Genomic DNA, 24,325 nt, shown 5'->3' with positions numbered 1-24,325 from the left:
ATCGTCCCCGGCCGAAACCATCATGATGCTTCATCACTGCTTATGCCGGAGACGGCTGACTGGCCGATGGCGGCGCCGTTGACGGGGCGATCGAGGGCTCCGCCTCCGGTATGAACCTGCCGATCAGCGCCCAGAACAGCCCGATCAACGGAGACAGCCAGCAGGCAAAGGCAAAGGGGGCGTACAGAAGTGTCGGTACGCCGATGGTCGAAGCCACAAAGGCACCGCCCATGTTCCAGGGAATCAACGGGGAGAGCAGCGTGCCGTTGTCTTCAATCGAGCGGGAAAGCGTCGTCGTGCTGTAGCCCATCTTCTGATACTGGCCACGAAGCAGGCGGCCCGGCAGCACCAGCGTCGTATAGACATCACCGACGACAACGCCCACCGAGGCTGTCGTGGCTGAACTGGTCAGCACAAGACTGAATCGACCACGGGTCAGTTTCGACATGTATTTCATGATGGCATCGATCGTGCCGTAGGCTTCCAGCATGCCGGTAAAGCTCAGGGCAAACAGGGTAAGCGTGACCACCCAGGCCATGGACATGACGCCCCCGTTGCTCAGCAGCTGATCCATCGCCGCATTACCGGTCTGACTCTCATAGCCGTTCTGCATCACGCTGACCACGGTGTGCAGATCGCTGCCCTGAAGCGTCAGTGCGATGATGCCGCCGGCCGCCGCACCGGCAAAGATACTGGGAAAGGGCGGCAGCCTGGCCACGGCCATGCCAATGACCATGACCGGCGGAATCAACGTGATCCAGCTCAGGGTAAAACTGGACGCCAGCGTACTGCGCAACACCGCGATGCTGTTGGTATCGGTGACCGAGTCGGCGTAGCTCATGCCCAGCCAGGCATACAGGGCCAGCGCAATGGTCATGGCGGGAATGGTGGTCGCCATCATGCCCCGAATGTGGCTCCACAGATCGGTCTCGCATACCGCCGGAGTCAGGTTGGTGGTGTCTGACAGCGGGGACATCTTGTCACCGAAAAAGGCACCGGAGACCAGGGCCCCTGCGGTCAGGTGCACGGGAATCCCCAGCCCCTGACCGATGCCCATCAGCGCCAGGCCCAGCGTGCCGATGGTGCCCCAGGAGGTGCCGATGGCCAGCGATACCAGCGCGCTGATCAGACTGGTGGCTACCAGAAACAGGCCCGGGGACACGAGTTCAATGCCGTAGTAGATCAGAGTGGGCACGGTGCCGGAGAGTATCCATGAACCGATGACCATCCCGACGGCCAGCAGGATCAGGATCGCCGGGACACCGAGCTTGATGACCTCAAGCATCGATGCCTCCATCTGCTGCCAGCTGACGCCCTTGATGCGCGCAAAGAGCGCACAGATGATGATCCCGCAGGCCAGCGGGATATGCGGAGTAAAATCGTTGAACACGAAGAACTGCACCATCAGCAAAGAGACGGTCAGCAGCAGCGGAGCCAGTGCCATTGCAAGCCCTGGCGTCTTCCCGATACGAATATTGCCTGTCATGGCGCGCCTGCCTTTTATCATTGTTGTGACGTAGGCGGCCCCGGCATCCTGTGGACTGACGGAACCGCCTGGGTGCCTGAACTACAGCGTTACCGGATCAGTCGAACCGGATACCCTGCGCCAGGGGCAGCTCGCGGGAATAGTTCACGGTATTGGTCTGGCGACGCATGTAGCTTTTCCAGATATCCGAACCGGACTCACGGCCGCCGCCGGTTTCCTTCTCGCCTCCAAAGGCACCGCCGATTTCGGCACCGCTCGGCCCAATGTTGACGTTCGCAATTCCGCAATCACTGCCCAGCGCCGAGACGAAGGTTTCAGCCTCGCGGACATCCGTGGTGAACACGCATGAGGACAGGCCCTGAGGCACGTCATTGTTCATGGCCAGCGCCTCGTCGAACTCGCTGTAGCTCATCACATAAAGGATCGGAGCAAAGGTCTCGCTACGAACCAGATCAGTCTGCTCCTGCATTTCAACGATCGCCGGCCGCACGTAGAACCCCTCTGGATACTGATCCTCCAGCAGACGCTCGCCTCCGGTGACTGTCGCACCCTGCTCACGCGCCTTGCCAAGCGCAGACTGCATCTGATCAAAGGACTGGCCATCAATCAGCGGGCCGACCAGACTACCGTCCATCGGGTCACCAATGGTGACGTTGGCATAGGCCTTCTTGACCCGGGCCAGCACATCATCGCGAATGGATTCATGCACAATCAGACGACGCAGGGTGGTGCAGCGCTGACCGGCCGTTCCCACGGCAGAAAACAGAATGGCGCGAACAGCCATGTCCAGATCGGCACTCGGCGCCAGGATCATGGCATTGTTGCCCCCCAGCTCCAGAATGCTGCGACCGAAGCGCGAGGCAACGCGTGGTGCAATTTCGCGCCCCATGCGCGTGCTGCCGGTAGCGCTGATCAGCGGAATACGCCTGTCATCGGTCAGTACTTCACCGGACTCGCGTCCACCGATCACGACCTGGCTCAGATCCGCTGGCGCATCGTCACCGAATTCCTTCACAGCCGCATCAAGCAGGGCCTGGCAGGCCAATGCACACAGCGGCGTCTTCTCGGAAGGCTTCCAGATCAGGCTATTACCGCATACCAGGGCCAGCGCCGCGTTCCACGCCCAGGGGGCTACCGGGAAGTTGAAGGCCGTAATCAGACCGATCGGGCCCAGCGGGTGCCAGCTTTCACGCATGTGATGGCCCGGGCGCTCGGAGGCAATGGTCAGACCGAAAAGCTGCCGTGACTGCCCTACGGCCAGGTCACAGATATCGATCATTTCCTGCACTTCACCCAGCCCTTCCTGGTAGATCTTGCCGCACTCAAGCGTCACCAGACGGCCCAGATCATCCTTGTGCCGGCGAAGCTGGTCGGCAAACAGGCGAACCAGCTCGCCCCGGCGAGGGGCAGGCACCTGACGCCAGGCCTCGAAGGCTCGCTGGGCACGGTCGATACGGCCCTGGGTAACGTCGGCGGATTCGAAGGCCACACGGCCAAGCTCACTACCATCGGTCGGAGAGGTCACTGCGTAATCGCCGCCCTGATACTGCTGGCTTGATACGCCAAGGCGCTGCATGAGGTCATTGATCATCTGATAGGCTTCCTGTGCTGCTGATTCCAGGCGGATAAACGCTGCTGCCGCCTCGTGAGATTTATCTCAGTATCACCATGACACTTGACCCCGCTCAAACGACGTTTTATACGAAGTTCATTCCTTTTTTTCGCAACCAGAGGTGCTCATGTCACGCCCCCGCCTGCCCACCCTGATCGCCATGCAGTGTTTTGAAGCCTCGGCCCGTCATCTCAGCTTTACCCGGGCTGCCGATGAGCTGAATCTGACCCAGAGCGCCGTCAGCAAGCAGGTCGCTCAACTGGAGTCACTGCTGGAACACCCGCTGTTTCTCCGCGTTCGCAAGCGGCTGCAGGTCACGCCGGAGGGGTCGCTGTACCTGACGGAGGTACGCAAGACGCTGGCTCAGGTAGAGATGTCAACGCGCTACATGCAGTCCTATGGCGGCCAGAGCGATGTACTGAGCGTCAGCACCCTGCCGACCTTCGGCGCTCGCTGGCTGGTACCGCGACTGAACGGATACCGGCTGCGCCATCCCACCACCTACCTGGACATCAGTATTCGCTCCGACCCGTTCGACCTTGAAGACGAACGGGTCGATGCTGCTTTCTTTTACGGGCGCGGTGTCTGGCCAAAGGCCGAATGTGTCCGCGTGCTGGATGAAGAGCTGGTGCCGGTCTGCGCCCCCGGCCTGCTGCCAGCCCAGGGCTTTTCCTCCCCCCTGGAGCTGACGCAACTGGTGCTGCTGCAAAGCGCCTCCCGGCCGGAGGCGTGGCACACATGGTTTGCCGAGCAGGACTGCTATACCGAACACAGCTATCATGGCCCGCGCTTTGATACCTTCGAGATGCTGCTGAGAGCGGCCCGCGTAGGATGCGGCGTGACTTTGGTACCCCGCTTTCTGGCAGATGAGGAAATTGCCCGGGGCGAGCTGACGGTCGCCTGGCATCATGCCATCAAAAGTCAGGATGCCTATTACCTGGCCTATCCGGAACACAAGGGAGAGGTCGCCAAGGTCAAGGGGTTCGTGACCTGGATCCTGGAACACCTGGAACGCCCGACCCTTTTTCCGGCCATTTCCTGACGGCCGGGCAAAAGCCGACTTTTTGGAATGACCCACCCGTTTTTTTTCGCTTGAAGGTGCTGATGCCTGCCTGATCTGATAACAGCCACTTACTCGCTGCGTTCAAGGACAGCCGCTCATGGACATGCCATATATCAGCCAGGCTCTTGGAGTCGTACATCCGGTGTGCATTGCACGTGGGAACAATGCCGAAGTCTGGGATGAACAGGGCAAACGTTACATTGATTTCATCGGCGGCATTGGCGTGCTGAACCTTGGCCACGGCCACCCGGCAGTGCGCGAGGCAGCTCATGCCCAGATCGACACTCTGATGCATGCGGCATTCAATGCCACGCCCCACCGGGGTTACCTTGATGTGGCCGCCCGGCTCGCCACCTTTGTTCCGGTGTCCTATCCGCTGGCGACCATGCTGACCAACAGTGGGGCCGAAGCCTGTGAAAATGCGCTCAAGGTGGCCCGGGCGGCGACCGGCCGGCAGGCCGTCGTCGCCTTTGACGGCGGCTTTCATGGCCGCACCCTGGCGGCACTGAATCTCAATGGCAAGGTGGCGCCCTACAAGAAGGCCATGGGCACCCTCCCCGGCCCGGTTTATCACCTGCCCTACCCCAGTCCGGACAATGACATCAGCGCACACGAGGCCACCCGCGCCTTCGAGCGCCTGGTCAGCGTCGAGCTGCCCGTTGAAGATATCGCCTGCATCATCGTGGAACCCGTGCAGGGTGAAGGCGGCTTCCTGCCACTGTGCCCGGTGTTCGCCAACACCCTGCGTGCCCTGTGCGACCAGCACGGCATCGTGCTGATTCTTGATGAAATCCAGTCGGGCTTTGGCCGCACCGGCCAACGGTTTGCGTTCTCGCGGCTCGGCATCGAGCCGGATCTTCTGCTGATCGGCAAGAGCATTGCCGCCGGGCTGCCACTGGCGGCAGTGGTCGGGCGCGAAGCCCTGATGAATGCCGTGCCCAAAGGGGGCCTGGGGGGCACCTTTTCCGGAAATGCCGTCGCCTGTGCAGCAGCCCTGGCCGTCATGGACGTCATGACGGAAGATCAGCTTTCCCGCTGGGAAGCCCGGCAGTCACAGGCCATCCGTCAGGCCTGGCAACGCTGGCACGACAGCGGCCGCTACCCCATGCTGGGAGCACTGACCGGCGTGGGGGCCATGCGTGGCATTGTCTTCAATGACACGGAATCAGCCACTGGCAGCGAGCACCTGATGGCATTGCTTCAGGCAGCACGCCAGCGGGGGCTTTTGCTGATGCCCAGTGGGCGCAGGCGTCACGTGCTGCGCCTGCTGGCACCGCTGACCATCGAACCCGAACTCATGGACGAGGGATTGTCTATTATCGAACAAGCCCTCGAGTCACTGATTACCCGCGAATGCCATCTAATCTGACAGGAGATTGTCATGCGGCCTTACCTTGATCCTGACGAAATTCGTGATCGCTTCTCAAAGGCGATGTCTGACATGTATCAGCTGGAAGTGCCCCAGTACGGTACCTTGCTGAAGCTGGTTGACGCGGTAAATCGCGAAACCCTGGACCGCGACCCGGACCTGCATGCTCGCCTGTGTGACCAGCAGGAACTGGCTCGCCTGCGAGTGGAACGCCATGGCGCCATCCGGGTCGGCACGGCCAAGGAGCTGGCCACCCTGCGCCGCCTTTTCGCCGTCATGGGCATGTTTCCGGTCGGCTACTACGACCTGTCAGAAGCCGGCGTGCCGGTACATGCCACGGCCTTCAGGCCGATGGATGACGCCGCCCTCAAGCGCAACCCGTTCCGCCTGTTCACCTCGCTACTGCGTCTGGAACTGATCGAGGATCAGGCCCTGCGCGCCCGGGCCAGCGACATTCTGGAAAAGCGTCAGATATTTACCGAACGCGCACTTGAGCTGATCACGATCTTTGAACAACAGGGCGGTTTGACCGACACGGAAGCAGACCAGTTTGTCTCGGAAGCACTCGAGACATTCCGCTGGCACCAGCAGGCCACAGTGGACCATGCCACCTATCAGGCACTGGCACAGGAGCACCGGCTGATCGCGGATGTGGTCTGCTTCAAGGGTCCCCACATCAACCATCTCACGCCACGCACACTGGACATCGATGAAGTGCAGCGCCGCATGCCGGACGTCGGCATCACGCCCAAGGATGTCATTGAAGGCCCACCCCGTCGCCAGTGGCCGATCCTGCTGCGCCAGACCAGTTTCAAGGCACTCGAGGAATCGATCGACTTTGCAGATCATCACGATGGCACCCATACGGCCCGCTTCGGTGAAATCGAGCAGCGTGGCGTGGCGCTGACGCCCAAGGGCAGAGCCTTGTATGACCGGCTGCTGCGCACAGCCAGAACCCGCACCGAGGGCCTGGCCAACGAGGCACATCAGCAGGTACTGGCCGAGGTATTCGAAGCATTTCCGGATGATGTCGACACACTGCACCGGGAAGGGCTGGCCTATTTCGATTATCACCTCAGGGATCGGGCCGGCCTTTCCGGGCCTGTCAATTCCGACACCCTGAAGGCCCTGATCGAGCAGAATATCGTCCGTGCCGAGCCGATTACCTATGAGGACTTCCTGCCGGTCTCTGCGGCCGGCATCTTTCAATCCAACCTGGGCGGACGCAGCGATCACAGCTACGAAGGCAATGCCAACCAGGCCGCCTTTGAAGCCGCACTCGGAGCCGAGGTTACCAGTGAACTGGACCTTTATGCCCGGCGTGAACAGGCATCGATCGACAGGTTACGCACCGAGCTGACGGGATAAGGCATCACGCCGGAGCGTGTCCCTTCACGACCACCTGCCAGAAGGCCAGCCGGATGATTCCCGGCTCCTGGCAGGTGTCGGCACGCATCCGGCCTATCATCATCTGATGGCTCTGAACCGGATCACGGCTTCGGAAACGGGCCACGGTCTCGCCCTGCCATATACCGGGCGACACTTCGCAGGAAGTGCCTTCGTTGGTGATTTCAAGCACTACGCCATCCTCCCGCTCGACCAGATAATGGGCACTGATTTCAATCCGGGTACGGCTTACCTGAAAGGCCCAGTCTGCCCCGCCAGGCAGGATGGTTCCGGACAGGCCGGGACCGCTGAACCGGCCGCCTTCAATGGCAAACATCAGGCGCTCTCCCTGGCCGGTGTGACCCAGTTCATGTGGTGGCGCCACATGGACTTCGGCTTCGGCCAGAAAGCTCAATGACGGCAGGCTGTTCCAGGTGGCCATGATATTCCCCGCTGAGTGAAGGCATGTACAGGGCAGAGCCTACCGGAGCAAATATCAATGAAACATAGGTAATTGGTCACGAATACCATCCGCCGTCACCATGTCGGGAGCACGTGCAAAACCGGCAGATAGTGCCATTCTGGAAGATACATTTATCCTGCACAGGCCGTACTCATGTCCGCTTCCCCCGTTCGCCTTGCCGACCTGACGCCCATCGATCCCACACCCGACCCGACGTCACCCTCGGCGGTGGCTTCATTTGCTCCGGCCATGACGCCCGGCTCGGCACTCGAAGGGCGCACCGGCTATAACGCAGACTTCCTGGAAGGCTTTACCGTGCCGATGCCCGTGGTCACCGACAGGGCACCGGGAGACGTTACCCCCGTCGACGGCCGTGATGATGGGCGGCTGGATTACACCCACTTCTCGATCGTGATGAACCGCCCGCGGCGGCTGGCCTTTTTTACTGCCTTCAATCTGGATGGAAGCCAGCTTCGAAGCATTCGTCGCGGCAACGACCGGTGGGTGCTGGATAGCCGAATACCGGCAGATGCTCAGTGTGGCGAAGCGCTGTATGCCCGCAATCCGCTGGACCGAGGCCATCTGGTCCGGCGGTCGGCCGCCTGCTGGGGCACGCTGGCCGAACAGGCCAATCAGGATACCTTTCACTTCACCAACTGCACGCCGCAGATGGCCGCCTTCAATCAGCAGACCTGGCTGGGGCTCGAGGATTATCTGAAGGATAACGCCGCCAGGGGCTCGGGCCGACTCAGCATCTTTACCGGACCGGTATTCAAGGATAGCGACCGAACATACCGGGGCGTACGCATCCCTGAAGCCTTCTGGAAAGTGGTCGCCTTCATCAGGGACGATGGCCGCCAGAGTGCTACGGCCTACCTGATTACCCAGGACAGGGAGCTGAATGATGGCCTGGGGCTGTTTTTCGGCCAGTACCAGACCTTTCAGAAAAGTATCCTGCACATCGAGACACTGACCGGGCTGGATTTCGGCCCCCTGAGCCACCTGGACGGTTTCAGCAATGAAGAACGAGCGACGGGCACCCGAGTGGAGGCCGTGATTCACCAACTGGGGGATATTCGCGTTTAAGGTCAGACACGCTACTGATCATGCAATGCATCAGCTGCTCCTTGAACAGGAATATATGGCATGATCGGTACACTGACAGCAATCAACCCTGCCAGGTGCAGGCGGGAGGCGTGATGAACTGGAACGACAGCTGGGTCTGGGCGCTGATCGCCCTGCTGCTGGCCGGCATGGAACTGATGCTGGGCGCCGGCTCGTTTGTATTTCTCGCTCTGGCGGCAGCAGCACTGGGTGGCGCCGTGCTGGCCGCCTTCGGTGGTTCGATCGTATTGCAACTGATCGGTGTGGGGCTATTGGCCGGTGCGCTGGTGCCGCTGACCATCAAACGCCTGGGACGGCATACGACTCCTGCGGCGACCGGCTATGGCACTACCGGTACCGGTGTCGAACACGGCCGGTATTACCTGACCCATCTGCGCGATTTTGATCACGCTACCGTGATTACCCTCAAGGGAGACAGTTTCCGGGTGCGTGACCTGCACGCACCCCACCGGATCATTGCCCCCGGCACCGAGGTACGACTGGATCACTTTGAGGGCACTACCGCGATCGTCACGCTTGAGGCGGCCGCCGTCATCCCCGACATGAGCACCAATGACACCCCCAGGGAACCACTCTAATGAACCTGCTGCAAAGTCCTGCCTTTCTCATCGCCCTGATCGTACTGGTCATCGGCATCATCATCGTTGCCAAGGGGCTGGTTATCGTCCGTCAGTCGGAGGTGATGGTGATCGAGCGTCTCGGCTCCTTCAACCGCCTGCTTGAAAGCGGCATCAACTTCATCATTCCGTTTATCGATCAGCCTCGCGCCATTGCCATGATTCGCTACAAGCGCAGCGGCGATGACTATATCCCGATTGCCAGTTTTGAAAACCGGATCGACCGGCGCGAAACCGTCATGGACTTTCCCGGTCAGCCGGTCGTAACCACGGATAATGTCACCGTCCGCATCAACGGGGCGCTGTATTTCCAGATCATCGATCCGCGCGCTGCCGTCTACGAAATCGAAAATGTCAGTCAGGCCATCGAAGTACTGGCCAAGACCACGCTGCGTTCGGTGGTCGGCAAGATGGAACTCGATCGTATCTTCGAATCCCGCAGTGAGGTCAACGACAAGATTCAGGCAGCCATGGATGATCCCTCCAATAAATGGGGCGTGCGAATCACCCGGGTGGAAGTGCAGGACATCCACATGCCGGAAGAAGTGGAAGACGCCATGCGCCTTCAGATGGCGGCCGAGCGAAAGCGCCGCGCCACCGTGACCGAAGCGGAAGGAGAAAAATCCGCGGCCATTGCCCGGGCTCAGGGGGAACGTGAATCATCCATTCTGAATGCCGAAGGCGACAAGCAGGCCACCATTCTGCGAGCCGAAGGCGAGAAGCAGTCGATCCGGCTGGTGCTGGAGGCACTGGGCAGCGACCCCGAGGACAAGCGCACCGTAGTGAGTTATCTGCTGGGACAGAATTACATCAAGACCCTGCCGGACATGGCAAAACACGGTGAACGCATTTTCGTACCGTATGAATCATCGGCACTGCTCGGCTCGATGGGCATGTTCCGGGAGCTGACCGGCACGCCGGATGCCCCGAACACGCCCCCGGATTCTGGCCTGGCCCGCGCCGCCATGGGCGGGGCCGGGTTCGGCGGCTAGCCAGAGATCAGGACGACGGCACCGTCCCGATCCAGTGGGTGGCTATTTTTCCATACTCGCCCGTGGCGGTGCTCAGATGCAGCCACTGATCCACGTACTGTTTCCAGTCCATGTCACCCCGGGGCAGCAGATAGGCCTTCTCGCCGTATTGAAGCGGCTCCCCGGGATTGACGGCACACAGTTCCGGCATGTGCTGTTGCTGATACAGCGCCTCGGAGGCATCGGTGATCATGACGTCAGCGTGCTTATCCACCAGCTGCTGAAAGATGGTGACGTTATCGTCATACAGCGCCAGTGAGGCGTCCGGCAGATAATGCCGCACAAAGGCTTCATTGGTCCCACCCGGTGGTTCGATCACACGCACGTCCTGATGATTCAGTTGCTCAACGGTGCGATACCGCGCCACATCATCACAGCGCACCAGGGGAATCTTGCCATCGGTGCCGAGTGACTCCGCATACCAGGCCTTGCGCTGACGCTCAAGCGTGACGGAAATCCCGCCCACCCCGATATCGCAGCCCTTCGCCACAAAATCAGGCATCAGCGCCTTCCAGGTAGTTGGCACCCACTGCACACGTGCCCCGATACTGTCGGCCAGTGATCGGGCCATATCGATATCGATCCCCTCATACTCACCATCCGGGCGGAGGTAGCTGTAAGGGCGGTAATCACCGGTAGTGCATACCCTGAGCACCCCACGTTCGGCGATCTGCTCAAGCCGGTCATTCGATGAATCCGGCGCAGCCTGGGCCTGGGTACTCAGCAGTAGCATACCCAGCGTCGATAGTACTGTTTTATTCATTATTGTCGGTCTCTTGCACAAAAGGTCCGGGGCATTGTCTCAATCCCTGAAGATAGTTCTACCTTGTGCTGAAAGACCAGTACCACCATTCAATCTCATACACTGACTTCAAAAGGCCTGTCCCATGAGTTCCTCCGACACCGTCACGCTTTATATCGTCTACACCGGCCATCAGACGGACCGATTCGACCGTGACTATTACGTCAACACCCACCTGCCGATGGTACGCGCGGCCTGGCAGGAGCACGGCCTGCTGCAGGCCTCGGCCCTGTTCCCGGCAGAACCGCCCCATGACAGCATCGTTGCCGTTGCCGTCTGCGTATTCAAAAGCGAAAGCGCCCTTCAGGCCTGCCTGGATGCTCCGGCCACCGGCCCGGTCACGGCCGATGTCAGCAACTTCACCGACCTGATGCCAGGCATGCATCGCACGGTACCGCTGTTCACGGAATAGAGTCTGCAGGCTCGGCCGGGGCAGGCAGGCATCACGCTCAGCCCGGCACGGGCCAGCGGATCGGCCAGGGCGGCGGTGTGGCCTCGGAAGGCGAGGATATCGACGTGCTGGAGCTGCCGCTTGAAGAGGCGCTGGCCATGATCACGCGAGGCGAGATCATGGACGGCAAGACCATTATGCTGCTTCAGCATGTGGCCCTGCGACAGAGGTGAAAGACCATGTCCTGCGGCGGTTACCGGACCGCCGACAGGAACTGCTGCAACTCGGGTGTCCTGGGCTGAGACAGCACTTCTCTTGAGTCCCCCTGCTCATGAATTCGCCCCTGGTGCATGAACACCACCCGGCTGCCCACATCACGGGCAAAGCTCATTTCGTGGGTCACCAGAATCAGGGTCATCCCGTCCCTGGCCAGCTGTTCCAGCACCTTCAGCACATCGCCTACGAGCTCCGGGTCAAGCGCCGAAGTAATCTCGTCACACAGCAGCACCTTGGGCGACATCGCCAGCGCACGGGCGATGGCAACCCGCTGCTGCTGGCCGCCGGACAACTGCTCCGGCCAGGCATCAAACCTGTCCGCCAGCCCGACACGCTCAAGCATGCGGCGCGCCAGCCGCGAGGCCTCCCGCTCGCGCTCACCCCGCACAATCATCGGTGCCAGCATCACGTTTTCGCCCACGGTCTTGTGCGGAAACAGATTGAAGTTCTGAAACACCATGCCCACGTTTTCACTGAGCAGCGCCGGCGCCATGCTATTGGCATCCAGCACCTGGCCATTGATTTCAATCCGGCCGCTGTCGTGCTGCTCCAGCTGATTAAGGCAGCGCAGGAAGGTACTTTTACCCGACCCGCTGCGCCCGATGATCGATACAACCTCGCCGGCAGATACCTTGAGATCGATGCCTTTCAGCACTTCAAGGTGGCCAAAGGACTTGTGAAGGGCATCAACGCGAACCAGTGACATTGAGCTTTTTCTCCAGATGACGGGCATAAAGGGACAGGGGATAACACAACAGGAAATACCCCAGTGCGACCAGGGCAAAGATCAGAAAGGGTTTGAAGGTCGCGTTATTGAGCATGGTGCCGGTGCGGGTCAGCTCGACAAAACCGATGATCGATGCAAGTGCCGTTCCCTTCACGACCTGTACCGAAAACCCGACCGTCGGAGCAATCGCCAGCCGCAGCGCCTGCGGCAGTATCACATGGTGCAGGGTCTGCAGCCTGCCAAGGCCCAGCACTCTGGCTCCCTGCCACTGGCCGGGCGGAATCGCCCGAATGCAGCCCTGCCAGATGTCAGTCAGAAAGGCGCTGGTAAACAGCACCAGGGCAAGTGTCGCGGCCGTCCAGGCCGAGACCTGAATGCCCAGCGCGCCCAGGCCGAAAAAGGCCAGAAACAACTGCATCAACAGGGGCGTGCCCTGGAAAAGCTCCACATAGGCCATTACCGGCCACTGCACCCAGCGAGAGGGAGACAGGCGAATCACCGTCAGCAGCAGCGCCACTACCCCGCCTCCGATAAAGGCGATCAGGGACAGCACGACGGTCCAGCGCATCGAGAGCAACAGGTTGCGCACGATATCCCACAGGGTGAAATCCATCATGAGGAAGGCCTCCCCTGACGCCCGCCCAGAAAGTGCCAGCCGGCAAGCCTGAACAGCTGCCGCATACCGATCGACAACGCCAGGTAGATCAGTGTGGCCAGGATATACGCCTCGAAATTACGGAAGTTGCGCGAGGCAATGAAGTTGGCCGCCCAAGTCAGTTCCTCGACCGAAATCTGCGAGATGACGGCAGACCCCAGCATCACGATGATGCATTGATTGGTCAGCGCCGGATAAATCTTTCGAAGGGCCGGCACCAGCACCACATGGCGGTAGGTCTGACGGCGGGAAAGCCCCAGCACCCGCGCAGCTTCAAGCTGCCCCTTGCCGATGGACTCGATGCCCGCCCGCACGATTTCCGTGGCATAGGCGGTCAGGTTCATGGTCATGGCGATCAGTGCTGCCACCCAGGCCTCAAGTGAGACGCCCAGCGCCGGCAGGCCGAAGAAAATGAAGAAAAGCTGCACGATAAAGGGCGTATTGCGCACCAGCTCGACGTAGGCCTGAATGCCCCAGCGCACACCGGCCGGCCCATTGAGCTTCAGCCATGCCAGCACGCTGGCCGCCGTGATACCCACCAGCGTAGCGACGGCCGTAAGTGATATGGTGGTCGCCACGCCAGCGGCAACCTCACCTCCGTACGGAGCGAGCGCGCTGAAATCGAGTGCCATTGCCATGACTCAGTGTCCGCCAGCCGCGTCAAAATCAGCCGGCAGTGGTGCCTTGAACCATTTCTCGGACAAGGCGTTGAACGTACCGTCGCTCATGCCGTCCTGAATCAACTGATCAACACGGGCCAGCAACTCGGGGTTATTCTTCGCCACCCCGATGTAGCACGGCGAATCCTTCAGCGTGAAGGCCAGCTCCGGCACATGCCGCCCCCCTCGCGCGGCAATCGACGCCGCGACCTGGTTGCCGGTGGCAATCAGGCCGACCTGGCCGGACAGAAAGGCCGAGATGGTCGTTGCATTGTCCTCAAAGCGCTTGATGACGGTATTCTCGGGCGCCACCTTCGAGAGCTCGATATCCTCCAGTGCCCCTCGGGTCACACCGATGGTTTTCCCCGCGAGATCTGCCGGGGCCTCAATGCCATCATCGCTGTCGGTTGCACCATCACCGAACACACCGAAGAAAAAGGGAGCGTACTTGTCGGAAAAATCGATGGCCCTTGCCCGGTCAGGGTTCCGCCCCAGACTGGAAATGACCAGATCCACCTTGCCGGTCGTGAGATAAGGAATCCGGTTCGCGCTCGTCACCGGCACCAGTGACAGATCCAGCTTCATCTGCTCGGCCAGATAGCGCGCTGTATCGATATCGTAGCCCTGTGGCTGCATATCGGCGCCGATGGAGCCGAAGGGCGGAAAGTCCTGAGGCACCGCGACCCGCAGGGTGCCGCGTGACTGGATATCATCAAGGCTGGACGCCTGGGCCGGGCCACTCAGCGTGGCCGCCAGTGACAGGGTTGCAAGCGTTGCACCCACCAGGTGGGCAGCAAGGGTCAGAAAACGACGGCGATCGGTCATGGGGCACTCCCGGTGATAAGCGCTTTATCCAGCCTTCTGGATGAAACGATGATTTTTCTGGGTTATTCCATGAAACGAACGTTGCAATCACTGTGCCATGTTTCGCCTTTTACCACGGCCAACATCAGCTTGCGTCCTGCCGGCCAGCCGAAGAGGGCTCCATTCATCACGGCAGCCGCCTGCATGATCGCCCATGGTGCAGCGCCCTTTCCCCCGATGCACCAGAAACGCTCATGCGACGCTTCCTGAAAGTCGGCCTCCCTGCAAGGCGTTATTGACGGCACTGTTTTCATGCCTCAATACAAAGAAACCCGGCGACAATGCGCCGGGTTCTTCATGGGGACTGCTGTTGAGTGCCTAGTAGAGGATGTCACTGCGAATGATGTACTTCGCGCCCGAGGTGATGAGCTCGCCGGAATGAATGCAGTGCAGGGGATGCTGACCATGAGGAAAGCACAGTACTCCGCCCTTGGGGGTCGAGACCGACACGGTAGTAACGTCATCCCGTGACTGCGCCGGACGACCAGGGTTGCTCTTGCTGACCAGAAACTCGGTCCGGCCGCCTTCATAACCATCACTCAGGAAAATGAGGTAGGTGTACTGGCTCATGAGCCCGGGATAGGCGTCCTGAACAATCCTGTTATCGATGACGCGACTGCCCGGCCAGGCACCGTCACTATGGGGTTTGAAAAAGTCCCCTGTTTCATAACGATAAAACCTGAAACGAGCGTTCAACCCCTTGGCGCTCTCGCCATCCACCTTGTCAGTCACCAGGTGTCTGGAACGTGCCCACAAGGTGCTGTCCACGGCCTCGCTGACAATCCAGTTGACATTATGGTTGTGGCGAACGTTATGGGGCAGCGAAACGGGAGAATCCTGATCGAACCCCATTTGCTCGGCCATGCGTACGAAATTGTCTGCCTCGCTTGAACTCAGCACGTTGAGTAACTGAAAGGCACCGGGCACTTCAGGGATATCGCGACGCGAGACCTGCTCCGGATCATGGGCTTCAAACAGCAGATCCGGATCGCCCGCATCACTCCAGATCGGCAGGGGATCAGCATTGAACCCGCGTTCATGGCCGACGATATAAATGGCTTCACTCATGACAACTCCTTGATATATGAATCCAGCGTTCAGCAGGCAACCCGTCAGTCGGGATAGCGCACCAGTGCCCGACTCTCGATGCTCTGCCTGGGCCGTGCGTTGGGAGACGGTCTGGAAAGCGTGGCCGAGGTATGGGGCACCGGCACCCGCTTGCCACTGTCGAACGCATTGAAAATAACGGCTTCCTCCGGCGACATCCGCGACTGGTACCACCAGTGGTGATCCGGACTGTGTGTCAGCCCCTGAATCTGCCCCTGGCGGTCGGGATAAATGATGTCGATATTGACCCAGTCCTGCGCTGCCACCGTGGCAGTATCCACAAAAACCAGGGGGTCAAGCTCGGCGGGGTAAGCGACCGGGCGCCACAGATTGACGATGCCGAAATGCCCGTCGGCCCAGTCCGCGGCGCGTGACGCCTCAAGGACGTCAAACAGCCGTTGCCGTCCGGCATCGCGGGCGTAGTCGGTATGGACGTGCTGTGCCGGCCGGCGATGGCCATCCACGCCTCTGAGCGTATGATCGAACACCACGACCTCGCTGGCCCCCAGGGACTGCGACAGAAAATCGGCAACCGCCCTGCTGTAGTGCTGCTCGCGCACGGCTTGCTGCGTCACATCCATGGCCAGTTCCTGCGCCTCGACAAACGCCACCCCCTGCTGGTCGAAGGTAGGCGCCCTGTCGGCGCGAACATCGTGGAGCGTGACTTCAACACGGTCGTGCTCGGGCTCGATACGCTTGCCGGTTTCTCCCTCGGGGTCCACCAGAATCTGCAGTGGCGCCGCCTGCCTTACCTGATAATTGATCCAGGCCCGCTCGCTGCGGGAAGCCCTGTCCCTGTCCGTCATGTCACCCAGCCTCCTGGCGAATGAATCACCTTGCCGGCAGCATCGGCTGCCTCACAAGAACTGCATCTGCAACAAGGCTAGGCCATGGCCGGTGATGACAGAACGGCTAGAATGGGAATTCATTATTCCTGTAGCTGCAATAATCGAGTGCCATGAACGATCTGACCCTGAGACTGAAAACCTTTCAGAAGGTAGCCGAGCACCACAGTTTCTCTGCCGCGGCAAGGGAGCTGGGCATCGCCGCCTCGACCGCAACGCGCTATATCGGACAGCTTGAACGCCAGCTGGGTGAGCCATTACTCATTCGCTCTACCCGGCAGGTCCGGCTGACGGCAGCCGGTGAATGCGCTCTCAAACGCATCGGCACCATCCTCGAGCAGTTCGATCTGATGGATCAGGACTTGAAGGCCGCGGGTCAAACCACCTCGGGCACACTGCGAGTCTCCGTACCCTGGCGCTACACCCGCCTTTATATTGCACCGCTGGTGCGGGAATTCATGGTGACCTATCCCGAGATCACCCTGCACATCATCAGCAGTGATCACTGGGTGGACCTGATCGATGCAGAGTTCGATGTCGCAGTACGCATCGGCCACCTGGAAGACTCGTCACTGATTGCGCGAAAGATTGCCGATCAGCAGTTCGTGCTGGCGGCAGCGCCGGCCTACCTGAACCGCCACGCCGCCATCACTCGCCCGAAGGATCTGGCCGCGCACACCCTGCTGACCTTCGACTACACCACGGCCAGCCATCACTGGCAGTTGAAATACAAGGGGCACACCTGCCGCATTCCCATTCGTGACGGCATGCTGCGCTCCAACAATGCCGATGTACTGACAAAGGCCGCCCTCGACGGTGCGGGCATCGTGTTACAGCCATGCTGGGCCATCAGGGACGAGCTGGACAGCGGTCAACTGACCCCGGTGCTGGGCCAGCATGAAGTGACCTCGACACGCTTTGAAAGCGGTGTCCATGTCGTATTTACCCAGGAAAATCGCGCCAATCCCTGCGTCAGGGCGTGGGTCGACTTCCTCATGACCCATGCCGACCGCATGGTGCTCAATCAATAGCGCGGCGTGCCTGCTGACCAACTACCCTAGAGGTCATCGTTTACTGTCCTGGACCTTCGCATGCAGACACCTCCCCTTGCCCATCACGGGCGCTTCGATTACCGCGCCATCACCGACCGGGACACCCACCGCTGGCCGAAGGACGCCACACTGGCCGTGTATATCGGGCTCAACCTGGAACATTACGCCTTCGGCGAAGGCCGGGGAGTGGGCATCGCGCCGCCTGCCCCGGAGGGTGAGCCGGATGTGCTCAATCATGCCTGGCGGGAGTACGGTAACCGGGTCGGTGCGTGGCGCTGCCTGGCACTGTTCGAGGCCCTGTCATTGCCCGTGGGCGTGATTGCCAATACTTCCCTGCTGGATCACTGCCCATCGCTGCTGGACGCCTTTCATGCACGAGGGGATGAACTGATCGCTCACGGCCATACCAATGCCGAGCGCCAGGGGCAGATGCCCGTCGCGCAGGAACGGGCCCTGATCGAACAGTGCCGTGCCCGGCTGGCCGAACGGTACGGCTCACCGCCCACCGGCTGGCTGTCACCGTGGATTTCGGAAAGCAGGCACACACCGGACCTGCTCGCCGAGGCCGGGTTCGGCTACACCCTCAACTGGGCGCATGATGATCGCTCGACGCCGCTGACTACCCGGCATGGCACACTGTGGTCAGTGCCCTACCCCCAGGAGATCAACGACATTCCGACCATCTCGACACACCGGGTCAGCATGACGGAATTCTGTACCATGGCCCGAGACCAGTTTCACGAGCTGCTCGAACAGTCCCGCCACCAGCCACTGGTCATGGGCATCGCCCTGCACCCGTTCATTGTCGGCCAGCCCTTTCGACTCAGGCAGCTGCGCACCCTGCTGACGGAGCTTTCCCGGTACGGCACTGAAGAAGGCGTGTGGTGGACCACCCCGGGGCAGATTGCCGCACAATGTACCGGCACCCTCCCCGTAACGGCGCATCAGTGACCCGCTCATGCCCCGTGAGTACGCCCTGACGCCATTTGCAGAGAGACCTTCATGCCACGCAAGCTGATTCCCCTGCAGGCCTTTGCCCTGCTGTTCATGGTGGCCGGGGCAACCGATGCGCTGATCTACCGACACAGCCGCGACCTGCTGGCCGTCTACATGACCGGCAATACCTCCCATGTGGGCCAGCATCTGGCGCTGGGCGACGGGGCGGGCACCCTGCCCCTGCTGGGCGTCATCGCTACCTTCTTTTTCGCAACCACCGCAGGCGCCTGGCTTGGTGACCGGGCCGGACTCTGGCGAGCCACACTCATCATGCTGCTGACCGCCACGCTGGTGACCGCGGCATGGGCGCTGGCCGAGACCCGGGGCTATTCATATCGAACCGTGCTATGTATCGCTGCCGGAATGGGCATGCTGAACCAGGTCAGCGCCCGGGAATCCGGTGTGACCTTTCTGACCGGGATGCTGGTACGGACCGGGCGCGCCGTGGCGTCAGGTCACTTTCGGGAGGTATTTACCGGCCTGATGCGCTGGATGGCCATGATTGCAGGTGCCGCCATCGCCACCGTGCTGGACGAGCGCTACGGTGAACACAGCCTGCTGTTCATTATCGGCGCACTGATCGCCGGCGCCATGATGACCACCGGCTACGTCATGGCCATACGGGCAGACACCGCAAAGGCCGAGGCGGGGCGCTGAACACACCCCGCCCACGGAGTCAGGGCGCCATCATGGCCCCCGAGGCTGCCTTGATCTGACGGGTGAAGGCGTTTACTGCCTGCTCTTTCTCAGTGGGAGCAGACGGTGTGACCTCTGCCCCGTAGGTCGCCAGAAAATCCATCATGACGCCATTGGTCCAGCCGAAGCCATCCACCACCTCATACTCGCCACCGCCGCCAATGCCGGCCTGCTCCACATCGTACTTTTCGACCAGCTTGCCGGTCTCGGCGTAAACATCCTCGACCGTTTTCATGAAGCGCGTCGCGATGGTGCGGGCCAGCACCGGCTGGTCATAGCGGGCCAGGCCACGTACTGCCAGCCACTGCAGCGGTGCCCAGCCATTGGGCGCGTCCCACTGCTCGCCGCTATGGCGCGTGGTCGTTACCAGTCCACCCGGGCGCAATAGCCGGGCACGCACCACATCAGCGGTGGATTGTGCCTGAGCCGGGGTGGCCACCCCAAAGGCCAGCGGATAGACCATCGCCGCTGATACTGCATCGCTCAGCATCCCCTCCTGCCAGTTGTAATCGGTATAAAACCCTCCGGCGGCGTCCCAGAACACGGTATTGATCGCATGGCGACGCACCACGGCACGCTCGGCAAAGGCTTCGGCCTTGCCGGCATCACCCTGCACGGCCCAGGCCTGGGCCAGCGTTTGCTCGAGGTTGAACATCAGGGCATTCAAGTCCACCGGCACGATGGCCCGGGTATTGACCGTCGTCTGATGCTCGCCATCGGCCATCCAGCGCGTACTGAAGTCCCAGCCGCTTTCGGCCGCAGCCCGCTGGTCACGGTAGACCTCACTGCTCGGGCGGGTCGTCTGAGCGGCCAGTTGCGTCTCAACCCGCCACGCCTCGGCCCGCGGCCGGGCCTGACCGCCGGTATAGCGATTAAGCACCATACCGTTCGGTAGTTTCACCACATGCAACGCCGCCTGGCCCGGCGCCAGCGTATCCGCTCCACGCATCCACCAGGAGTATTCGGCCATCAGCTGGGGCAGGTAATGGCGATAGACCCGATTACCATCCTTCGCCGCCAGCAGCTGCACCATCGCCGCAAAGAACGGTGGCTGACTGCGGGTAAGAAAGTAGGTGCGGGTGCCGTTGGGAATGAACCCGTACTGATCGATCAGCCAGGCGAAGTTCTCGACCATGTCCCGGGCCAGGTCCATCCGGTCACTGCGGACCAGCCCCAGCAGCGTGAAGTAGCTGTCCCAGTAGAACATTTCGTTGAACCGCCCACCCGGCACCACGAACGGATGCGGCAGACCGACCAGGCTGCTCCAGGGGTTGTCCGCCACCTCACCCGATTCCCGGGTCAGCACCGGCCAGAGGTTGATGATGTGCTGTTTGATTGGCGTCCCGGCGGGCTCTTCCAGATGGCTGTCATTCTCTGGCGGCATCTGAAAATTGGCGGCCACAAAGGCTTTCAACGCCTCCCTTGGCATAGGGCCGGTGGTGGTCTGCTCCTGGTAGTCGGCCACGATGGCGGCCGGGTCGCGGGTCGGTATCAGATCCACCACGGTCTTGCCATCCGGGTAAAGCTCCGCACTGGCAATGGCCGTCATGACAGGCCCCCAGCGGGTTTCCGGCGAATCCGCCGCCGTCTTGGGTACTGGCGGACTGGAAAGGGCCGCGCAGCCTGAAAGCGCAACGGCAAGCCCCAGCACCGACAGCCATCTGGTCGATGCGCGCAGGAAATGATGGTTGGACATGAGAACTTCCCCGATGAAGAGCATTTTTGTGTAGTGAGTGATTACATTAGAGACACCTTACAGGATGGTCTACCTGCGGCAATCCCTCCTCTGCACCTTTGGTCGGGGTCGGGTAGTACGCTCGCTGCCATCCCGCTCACGCTGATCCATTACCCATCACCCAAAACGGCCCCGCAGGGCCGTCTTGATTCGCTGTCAACAATAGACCTTATGCCTTTTCCATCAGCGGTCCTGGTGCCTTCAGGTAGCGCTCGCGGATGTGTTTCGCCGACCAGTAGGTGAGCGCCGCCACGGTGCCGGTGGGGTTGTGCTGCATGTTCTGCGGGAAGGCACTGGCCCCCATGACGAACAGGTTATGTGCGTCCCAGTGCTGCAGGTAGCGGTTAAGCACCGAGGTCTTCGGATCGGTGCCCATGATGGCGCCACCGGTCAGGTGCGTTGACTGATAGTGCGACGGGTCAAAGTGATCCCCCACCTGCTTGAAGCTCTCGGTGTGATAGTCCGGCTTGAGCTCGGCGACAATCTCACGCATGCGTTCGGCCATGAACTGGGTCATGCGCATGTCGTTGTCCTTCCAGTCGTAGGTCATGCGCAGCAGCGGGTCGCCATGCGGGTCGGTGTAGGTCGGGTCGAGATCCAGATAGACGTCCCGGTAGGACATGTTCGTCCCGGTCGTTCCGAGCATCATGTGATGGCCATAGTGCTCACTGGCATTTTTCTTCCACTCGCTGCCCCAGCTCGCCGAGCCCGGCGGCGTCCGAATGGCGCCGATCGCCCCACCCGGCCCCTGGGTGGTGTAGATATAGGAGCCACCAATGAACCCGTGACTGGCTGTATCAAAGGTATCCGGGCTGAAATCATCGATGACCTGACCACTGCCCCCCGCGGAAATGAACGGGTTGAACTGGTGATCCTTGAAGTACATGTCGATCGAGCCGGTGATCTGGTAGGAAAAGTTGCGCCCCACCACGCCGGTATTGGCGACGGGATCGTACGGCTTGCCGATCTCCGACAACAACAGGATCCGAACGTTGGACAGCGGGAAGGAGGCCAGTATCACCATGCCTGCCGGCTGGAAGGTTTCCTGCCCCTCGCCGTCCCGATACACCACGCCCTTCACGGTCTCGCCGTCATCACTCTTGACGATCCGCGTCACCTCGCAGTGGGTGCGATAGCTGAACGTCTCGCGTTGCTTGAGCGCATCCAGTACGCAGGTCTGCGGTGAGGCCTTGGAGTAGTTGAGGCAGCCGTAGTTACTGCAGAACCCGCAGAAGTTGCATGGCCCCAGCTGCATTCCGTAGGGATTGGTCCAGGCCCCGGACACGTTGGCCGACGGGTACGGGTACGGGTGCCAGCCCAGTTTTTTCGTGGCCTCGGTGAACAGCGTATCCGTCAGGGTGCGCGGCAGGGGCGGTAGCGGAAACGGGTTCTGGCGCGGCCCCTCGAACGGGTTGCCACCGTCAATGATTTCACCCTGCACATTTCCGGCCTGACCGGACAGCCCGGCAACCTTCTCGAAAAAATCGTAATGCGGCTCCAGCTCCTCGTAGGTGACGCCATAATCCTGGATCGTCATGTCCTCGGGCAGAAAACCGGGCTCGAAGGTGCGATCGGCAAAGCTCTTGAGGGACAGCTCGGTGGGCGTTGCCCGATACAGCACGCCGGTCCAGTGAGAACCGGCGCCCCCGACACCATCTCCCGGATGGAATGTGGTCCAGTGCCGCTGGGGCAGCGCCTCTTCGTCGGCGTTGCGCCGAATCGTGACCGTGCTTTGCTTCGGACGCTGCATCATTTCCAGACGCACACCGTACTTCAACTCGTCAGCGGGCTTCGGATAGAGGAAATCCTCCTTGGTGCGGTCGCCACCGCGTTCGAGTGCCACGACGTTCAGCCCGGCATCGGTCAGCTCCATGCCCATGATGGATCCGGTCCAGCCGAGGCCGATGATCACGGCGTCGACGCTGGGCAATGTTTTCATCGCCGAATTATCCTTGTCGTTCATGATGAGTGCGCACTCCCTGTGTCAGCGGCGTGCTGTGATTCACTGTCTGGTGCCCCGCTGAAGCCGCTGCGTTCATCCATTGATGCACGTACCTGTTGAACCTGTTCGGCCGTGACAGCTCCGCCGGTATTTCCCCAGCCGGCACGAACAAACGTGGCCAGATCAGCCACTTCCTGATTCGATAGCCGCCAGCCAAAGCCTGGCATCATCAATGCTTCCGGCTTTTGCGGTGTAGAGGGCAGCTGGGCGCCATTCAAAATGGTATGAATCAACGCCGTCGGATTGTCTGCATTGGCCTGACTGTTGCCTACCAGAGAAGGAAACACCTCGGAAGCGCCCTGCCCGTTGGCAAAATGGCAGGCATTGCAGTTATCCAGGTAAAGCGCTTCACCGCTGGACAGCGACGTGCCGGTACTCAGGTGCTGCTCCGTGGCCTTGATGTCGGCGTCGGCAGGTGCCTTGCCATGACCCCGGGGCACGGGCAGGCTCTTCAGATAGGCGGCGATCGCGCCCAGATCCTCGCTCGAAAGATGGGATGTGCTGTTGACGATGACCGAGGTCATTTCACCACTGACGGCACTGTGCGCATTACGTCCGGTGGCCAGGTAATCCACGATATCCTGGCGGGTCCAGCCGGCAACGCCCTGGCCGGTACCCTTGCCCCTGAGGCTGGGCGCCCACCAGTCATTCAGGTCCGCTCCGGCGAGATAACTGTCCCCCTCATCATCACCCAGAGCCTTCTCCTGCTGGAACAGCCCTCGGGGCGTGTGGCAACTGCCACAATGCCCCAGCCCTTCCACCAGGTAACGCCCGCGATTGATCTCGGCGGAATCGCCCTGGGTCGGCGTAAAGGGAGCCTTGTCGGCAAACAGCCAGTTCCAGACGCTCATGCCCCACCGTTGATTGAACGGGAAGCTAAGCGCCGTCTGCGGAGGCTGATGGTTCACCGGTGTCACGCCCTGCATGAAGTAAACGTAAAGCGCGTGCACGTCCTGATCGGTCAGACGGGCATAGGACGGGTACGGCATGGCCGGATAAAGATGGCTGCCATCAGCGCGCTTGCCGTCACGCAGCGCCGCCGCAAATTCGGCCTCGGTGTAATTGCCGATACCGGTTTCAGGGTCCGGAGTGATGTTGGTTGAATAGATACTGCCCAGCGGGCTCTTGATCTCCAGCCCTCCGGCGAAGGCCTTGCCTTCCGGGGCGGAATGGCATGCCACACAGTCACCGGCACGGGCCAGATAAGCGCCCCTGGCCAGCGCCTGGCTATCGGGCCGGGCATCGCCCTGTGCATACGTCATCCCCGGCGCCATGGCCCCGGCCAGCAGGGTGCCGGTCAGCAGCGCGAGGGCATCGCGGCCGCGTTTAGAAGCAATGGTATCGTTCCCATAATAAAGTTTCATGA

24 protein-coding genes are annotated in these 24,325 nt (G+C 61.0%); 11 read left to right on the top strand and 13 right to left on the bottom strand.

Translation table 11 applies throughout. The features are described from left to right. Nucleotides 1–40: 40 nt before the first annotated feature. Together nhaC and amaB are read right to left on the bottom strand one after the other, a co-directional pair. A complete protein-coding gene (nhaC, locus tag NAT21_RS01570; protein ID WP_250935139.1) occupies nt 41–1,486 on the bottom strand; it encodes a Na+/H+ antiporter NhaC in 1,446 nt (481 codons plus the stop codon). A gap of 97 nt (nt 1,487–1,583) precedes the next feature. Beyond that, nucleotides 1,584–3,077 carry an L-piperidine-6-carboxylate dehydrogenase gene (gene amaB / locus NAT21_RS01565; RefSeq protein WP_250935137.1) on the bottom strand — a complete coding sequence of 498 codons (1,494 nt, stop codon included), beginning with the start codon at nt 3,075–3,077 and terminating at the stop codon, nt 1,584–1,586. A gap of 148 nt (nt 3,078–3,225) precedes the next feature. On the opposite strand from amaB, the gene NAT21_RS01560 reads away from it, so the two are divergent. The 3 genes from NAT21_RS01560 to hglS all read left to right on the top strand — a co-directional run bounded on the left by NAT21_RS01560 (nt 3,226) and on the right by hglS (nt 6,898). After that, a complete protein-coding gene (locus NAT21_RS01560) occupies nt 3,226–4,140 on the top strand; it encodes a LysR family transcriptional regulator (protein WP_250935134.1) in 915 nt (304 codons plus the stop codon). Nucleotides 4,141–4,258: 118 nt separating this feature from the next. Continuing rightward, the gene (locus NAT21_RS01555) at nt 4,259–5,530 is read left to right on the top strand and encodes a 2-aminoadipate transaminase (RefSeq protein ID WP_250935132.1); all 1,272 of its coding nucleotides are present in this window, start codon (nt 4,259–4,261) and stop codon (nt 5,528–5,530) included. 12 nt (nt 5,531–5,542) lie between these two features. After that, complete coding sequence (hglS, locus tag NAT21_RS01550) at nt 5,543–6,898, top strand: 2-oxoadipate dioxygenase/decarboxylase HglS (protein ID WP_250935130.1); 1,356 nt, start codon at nt 5,543–5,545, stop codon at nt 6,896–6,898. Between the two features lie 4 nt (nt 6,899–6,902). Here the strand turns inward: hglS and NAT21_RS01545 are convergent, their stop codons facing one another. Beyond that, nucleotides 6,903–7,358 carry a DUF3237 domain-containing protein gene (locus NAT21_RS01545; protein WP_250935128.1) on the bottom strand — a complete coding sequence of 152 codons (456 nt, stop codon included), beginning with the start codon at nt 7,356–7,358 and terminating at the stop codon, nt 6,903–6,905. Nucleotides 7,359–7,532: 174 nt separating this feature from the next. On the opposite strand from NAT21_RS01545, the gene NAT21_RS01540 reads away from it, so the two are divergent. From NAT21_RS01540 to NAT21_RS01530, 3 genes are all read left to right on the top strand, one after another. Then, a complete protein-coding gene (locus NAT21_RS01540; protein ID WP_250935124.1) occupies nt 7,533–8,465 on the top strand; it encodes a DNA/RNA non-specific endonuclease in 933 nt (310 codons plus the stop codon). 113 nt (nt 8,466–8,578) lie between these two features. Further along, the gene (locus NAT21_RS01535) at nt 8,579–9,082 is read left to right on the top strand and encodes a nodulation efficiency, NfeD-like protein (RefSeq protein WP_250935121.1); all 504 of its coding nucleotides are present in this window, start codon (nt 8,579–8,581) and stop codon (nt 9,080–9,082) included. Continuing rightward, entirely contained in the window at nt 9,082–10,113 is a 1,032-nt protein-coding gene (locus NAT21_RS01530) for an SPFH domain-containing protein (RefSeq protein WP_250935119.1), read from the top strand. The genes NAT21_RS01535 and NAT21_RS01530 overlap by 1 nt, the downstream gene beginning before the upstream one ends. Before the next feature lie 7 nt (nt 10,114–10,120). Here the strand turns inward: NAT21_RS01530 and NAT21_RS01525 are convergent, their stop codons facing one another. Next, nucleotides 10,121–10,915, bottom strand: coding sequence for a transporter substrate-binding domain-containing protein (locus tag NAT21_RS01525; RefSeq protein ID WP_250935117.1), 795 nt, complete (start codon nt 10,913–10,915; stop codon nt 10,121–10,123). A gap of 124 nt (nt 10,916–11,039) precedes the next feature. On the opposite strand from NAT21_RS01525, the gene NAT21_RS01520 reads away from it, so the two are divergent. Beyond that, the gene (locus NAT21_RS01520; protein WP_250935114.1) at nt 11,040–11,366 is read left to right on the top strand and encodes an EthD family reductase; all 327 of its coding nucleotides are present in this window, start codon (nt 11,040–11,042) and stop codon (nt 11,364–11,366) included. A gap of 77 nt (nt 11,367–11,443) precedes the next feature. Continuing rightward, nucleotides 11,444–11,578 (top strand): NUDIX hydrolase, encoded by a 135-nt coding sequence (locus NAT21_RS15460; protein WP_284732641.1) that lies wholly within the window; start codon nt 11,444–11,446, stop codon nt 11,576–11,578. 20 nt (nt 11,579–11,598) lie between these two features. On the opposite strand, the gene NAT21_RS01515 is transcribed toward NAT21_RS15460, so the two are convergent. The 6 genes from NAT21_RS01515 to NAT21_RS01490 all read right to left on the bottom strand — a co-directional run bounded on the left by NAT21_RS01515 (nt 11,599) and on the right by NAT21_RS01490 (nt 16,439). Next, nucleotides 11,599–12,327, bottom strand: coding sequence for an amino acid ABC transporter ATP-binding protein (locus NAT21_RS01515; RefSeq protein WP_250935113.1), 729 nt, complete (start codon nt 12,325–12,327; stop codon nt 11,599–11,601). Beyond that, on the bottom strand, nt 12,308–12,964 hold the full coding sequence (locus tag NAT21_RS01510; RefSeq protein ID WP_250935112.1) for an amino acid ABC transporter permease: 657 nt from the start codon (nt 12,962–12,964) through the stop codon (nt 12,308–12,310). Before NAT21_RS01510 ends, NAT21_RS01515 begins: the two co-directional genes overlap by 20 nt. Continuing rightward, nucleotides 12,961–13,641 (bottom strand): amino acid ABC transporter permease, encoded by a 681-nt coding sequence (locus NAT21_RS01505; RefSeq protein ID WP_250935111.1) that lies wholly within the window; start codon nt 13,639–13,641, stop codon nt 12,961–12,963. Before NAT21_RS01505 ends, NAT21_RS01510 begins: the two co-directional genes overlap by 4 nt. Nucleotides 13,642–13,644: 3 nt before the next feature. Beyond that, the gene (locus tag NAT21_RS01500; protein ID WP_250935110.1) at nt 13,645–14,487 is read right to left on the bottom strand and encodes a transporter substrate-binding domain-containing protein; all 843 of its coding nucleotides are present in this window, start codon (nt 14,485–14,487) and stop codon (nt 13,645–13,647) included. Nucleotides 14,488–14,844: 357 nt separating this feature from the next. Next, nucleotides 14,845–15,594, bottom strand: a complete 750-nt coding sequence (locus NAT21_RS01495; RefSeq protein WP_250935109.1) for a 2OG-Fe(II) oxygenase family protein — start codon at nt 15,592–15,594, stop codon at nt 14,845–14,847. Nucleotides 15,595–15,638: 44 nt separating this feature from the next. Then, a complete protein-coding gene (locus NAT21_RS01490; RefSeq protein WP_250935108.1) occupies nt 15,639–16,439 on the bottom strand; it encodes a CmcJ/NvfI family oxidoreductase in 801 nt (266 codons plus the stop codon). Nucleotides 16,440–16,591: 152 nt separating this feature from the next. Between NAT21_RS01490 and NAT21_RS01485 the strand changes: the two genes are divergently transcribed. Genes NAT21_RS01485 through NAT21_RS01475 form a run of 3 tightly spaced genes read left to right on the top strand, consistent with a single transcriptional unit; the run spans nt 16,592 to nt 19,183 of the window. Next, nucleotides 16,592–17,509, top strand: coding sequence for a LysR family transcriptional regulator (locus NAT21_RS01485; RefSeq protein ID WP_250935107.1), 918 nt, complete (start codon nt 16,592–16,594; stop codon nt 17,507–17,509). Nucleotides 17,510–17,569: 60 nt separating this feature from the next. Beyond that, the gene (locus tag NAT21_RS01480; RefSeq protein WP_250935105.1) at nt 17,570–18,481 is read left to right on the top strand and encodes a polysaccharide deacetylase family protein; all 912 of its coding nucleotides are present in this window, start codon (nt 17,570–17,572) and stop codon (nt 18,479–18,481) included. Nucleotides 18,482–18,532: 51 nt separating this feature from the next. Continuing rightward, complete coding sequence (locus tag NAT21_RS01475) at nt 18,533–19,183, top strand: DUF1275 family protein (RefSeq protein WP_250935103.1); 651 nt, start codon at nt 18,533–18,535, stop codon at nt 19,181–19,183. Nucleotides 19,184–19,202: 19 nt separating this feature from the next. On the opposite strand, the gene treA is transcribed toward NAT21_RS01475, so the two are convergent. The 3 genes from treA to NAT21_RS01460 form a co-directional block, all read right to left on the bottom strand. Further along, nucleotides 19,203–20,918: an alpha,alpha-trehalase TreA gene (gene treA / locus NAT21_RS01470; RefSeq protein WP_250935101.1), complete on the bottom strand. Its 1,716-nt coding sequence runs from the start codon at nt 20,916–20,918 to the stop codon at nt 19,203–19,205. 208 nt (nt 20,919–21,126) lie between these two features. Continuing rightward, the gene (locus tag NAT21_RS01465) at nt 21,127–22,920 is read right to left on the bottom strand and encodes a GMC family oxidoreductase (RefSeq protein WP_250935099.1); all 1,794 of its coding nucleotides are present in this window, start codon (nt 22,918–22,920) and stop codon (nt 21,127–21,129) included. Continuing rightward, complete coding sequence (locus NAT21_RS01460) at nt 22,917–24,323, bottom strand: c-type cytochrome (RefSeq protein ID WP_250935096.1); 1,407 nt, start codon at nt 24,321–24,323, stop codon at nt 22,917–22,919. The genes NAT21_RS01465 and NAT21_RS01460 overlap by 4 nt, the downstream gene beginning before the upstream one ends. Nucleotides 24,324–24,325: the final 2 nt, after the last annotated feature.

The organism is Larsenimonas rhizosphaerae, from assembly GCF_023700005.1.
Classification (GTDB): Bacteria; Pseudomonadota; Gammaproteobacteria; order Pseudomonadales; family Halomonadaceae; genus Larsenimonas; species Larsenimonas rhizosphaerae.
This window is presented reverse-complemented; position numbering and strand designations above follow the sequence as displayed.

Coding starts and splice junctions, on each gene's coding strand:
- NAT21_RS01465 (WP_250935099.1), bottom strand. CDS start 22,920: ATGAACGACAAGGATAATTCGGCGATGAAAACATTGCCCAGCGTCGAC.
- NAT21_RS01485 (WP_250935107.1), top strand. CDS start 16,592: ATGAACGATCTGACCCTGAGACTGAAAACCTTTCAGAAGGTAGCCGAG.
- NAT21_RS01540 (WP_250935124.1), top strand. CDS start 7,533: ATGTCCGCTTCCCCCGTTCGCCTTGCCGACCTGACGCCCATCGATCCC.
- NAT21_RS01560 (WP_250935134.1), top strand. CDS start 3,226: ATGTCACGCCCCCGCCTGCCCACCCTGATCGCCATGCAGTGTTTTGAA.
- NAT21_RS01490 (WP_250935108.1), bottom strand. CDS start 16,439: ATGACGGACAGGGACAGGGCTTCCCGCAGCGAGCGGGCCTGGATCAAT.
- NAT21_RS01460 (WP_250935096.1), bottom strand. CDS start 24,323: ATGAAACTTTATTATGGGAACGATACCATTGCTTCTAAACGCGGCCGC.
- NAT21_RS01535 (WP_250935121.1), top strand. CDS start 8,579: ATGAACTGGAACGACAGCTGGGTCTGGGCGCTGATCGCCCTGCTGCTG.
- NAT21_RS01555 (WP_250935132.1), top strand. CDS start 4,259: ATGGACATGCCATATATCAGCCAGGCTCTTGGAGTCGTACATCCGGTG.
- hglS (WP_250935130.1), top strand. CDS start 5,543: ATGCGGCCTTACCTTGATCCTGACGAAATTCGTGATCGCTTCTCAAAG.
- NAT21_RS01545 (WP_250935128.1), bottom strand. CDS start 7,358: ATGGCCACCTGGAACAGCCTGCCGTCATTGAGCTTTCTGGCCGAAGCC.
- NAT21_RS01500 (WP_250935110.1), bottom strand. CDS start 14,487: ATGACCGATCGCCGTCGTTTTCTGACCCTTGCTGCCCACCTGGTGGGT.
- NAT21_RS01520 (WP_250935114.1), top strand. CDS start 11,040: ATGAGTTCCTCCGACACCGTCACGCTTTATATCGTCTACACCGGCCAT.
- NAT21_RS01475 (WP_250935103.1), top strand. CDS start 18,533: ATGCCACGCAAGCTGATTCCCCTGCAGGCCTTTGCCCTGCTGTTCATG.
- amaB (WP_250935137.1), bottom strand. CDS start 3,077: ATGATCAATGACCTCATGCAGCGCCTTGGCGTATCAAGCCAGCAGTAT.
- nhaC (WP_250935139.1), bottom strand. CDS start 1,486: ATGACAGGCAATATTCGTATCGGGAAGACGCCAGGGCTTGCAATGGCA.
- treA (WP_250935101.1), bottom strand. CDS start 20,918: ATGTCCAACCATCATTTCCTGCGCGCATCGACCAGATGGCTGTCGGTG.
- NAT21_RS01515 (WP_250935113.1), bottom strand. CDS start 12,327: ATGTCACTGGTTCGCGTTGATGCCCTTCACAAGTCCTTTGGCCACCTT.
- NAT21_RS01530 (WP_250935119.1), top strand. CDS start 9,082: ATGAACCTGCTGCAAAGTCCTGCCTTTCTCATCGCCCTGATCGTACTG.
- NAT21_RS01480 (WP_250935105.1), top strand. CDS start 17,570: ATGCAGACACCTCCCCTTGCCCATCACGGGCGCTTCGATTACCGCGCC.
- NAT21_RS01505 (WP_250935111.1), bottom strand. CDS start 13,641: ATGGCAATGGCACTCGATTTCAGCGCGCTCGCTCCGTACGGAGGTGAG.
- NAT21_RS01510 (WP_250935112.1), bottom strand. CDS start 12,964: ATGATGGATTTCACCCTGTGGGATATCGTGCGCAACCTGTTGCTCTCG.
- NAT21_RS01495 (WP_250935109.1), bottom strand. CDS start 15,594: ATGAGTGAAGCCATTTATATCGTCGGCCATGAACGCGGGTTCAATGCT.
- NAT21_RS01525 (WP_250935117.1), bottom strand. CDS start 10,915: ATGAATAAAACAGTACTATCGACGCTGGGTATGCTACTGCTGAGTACC.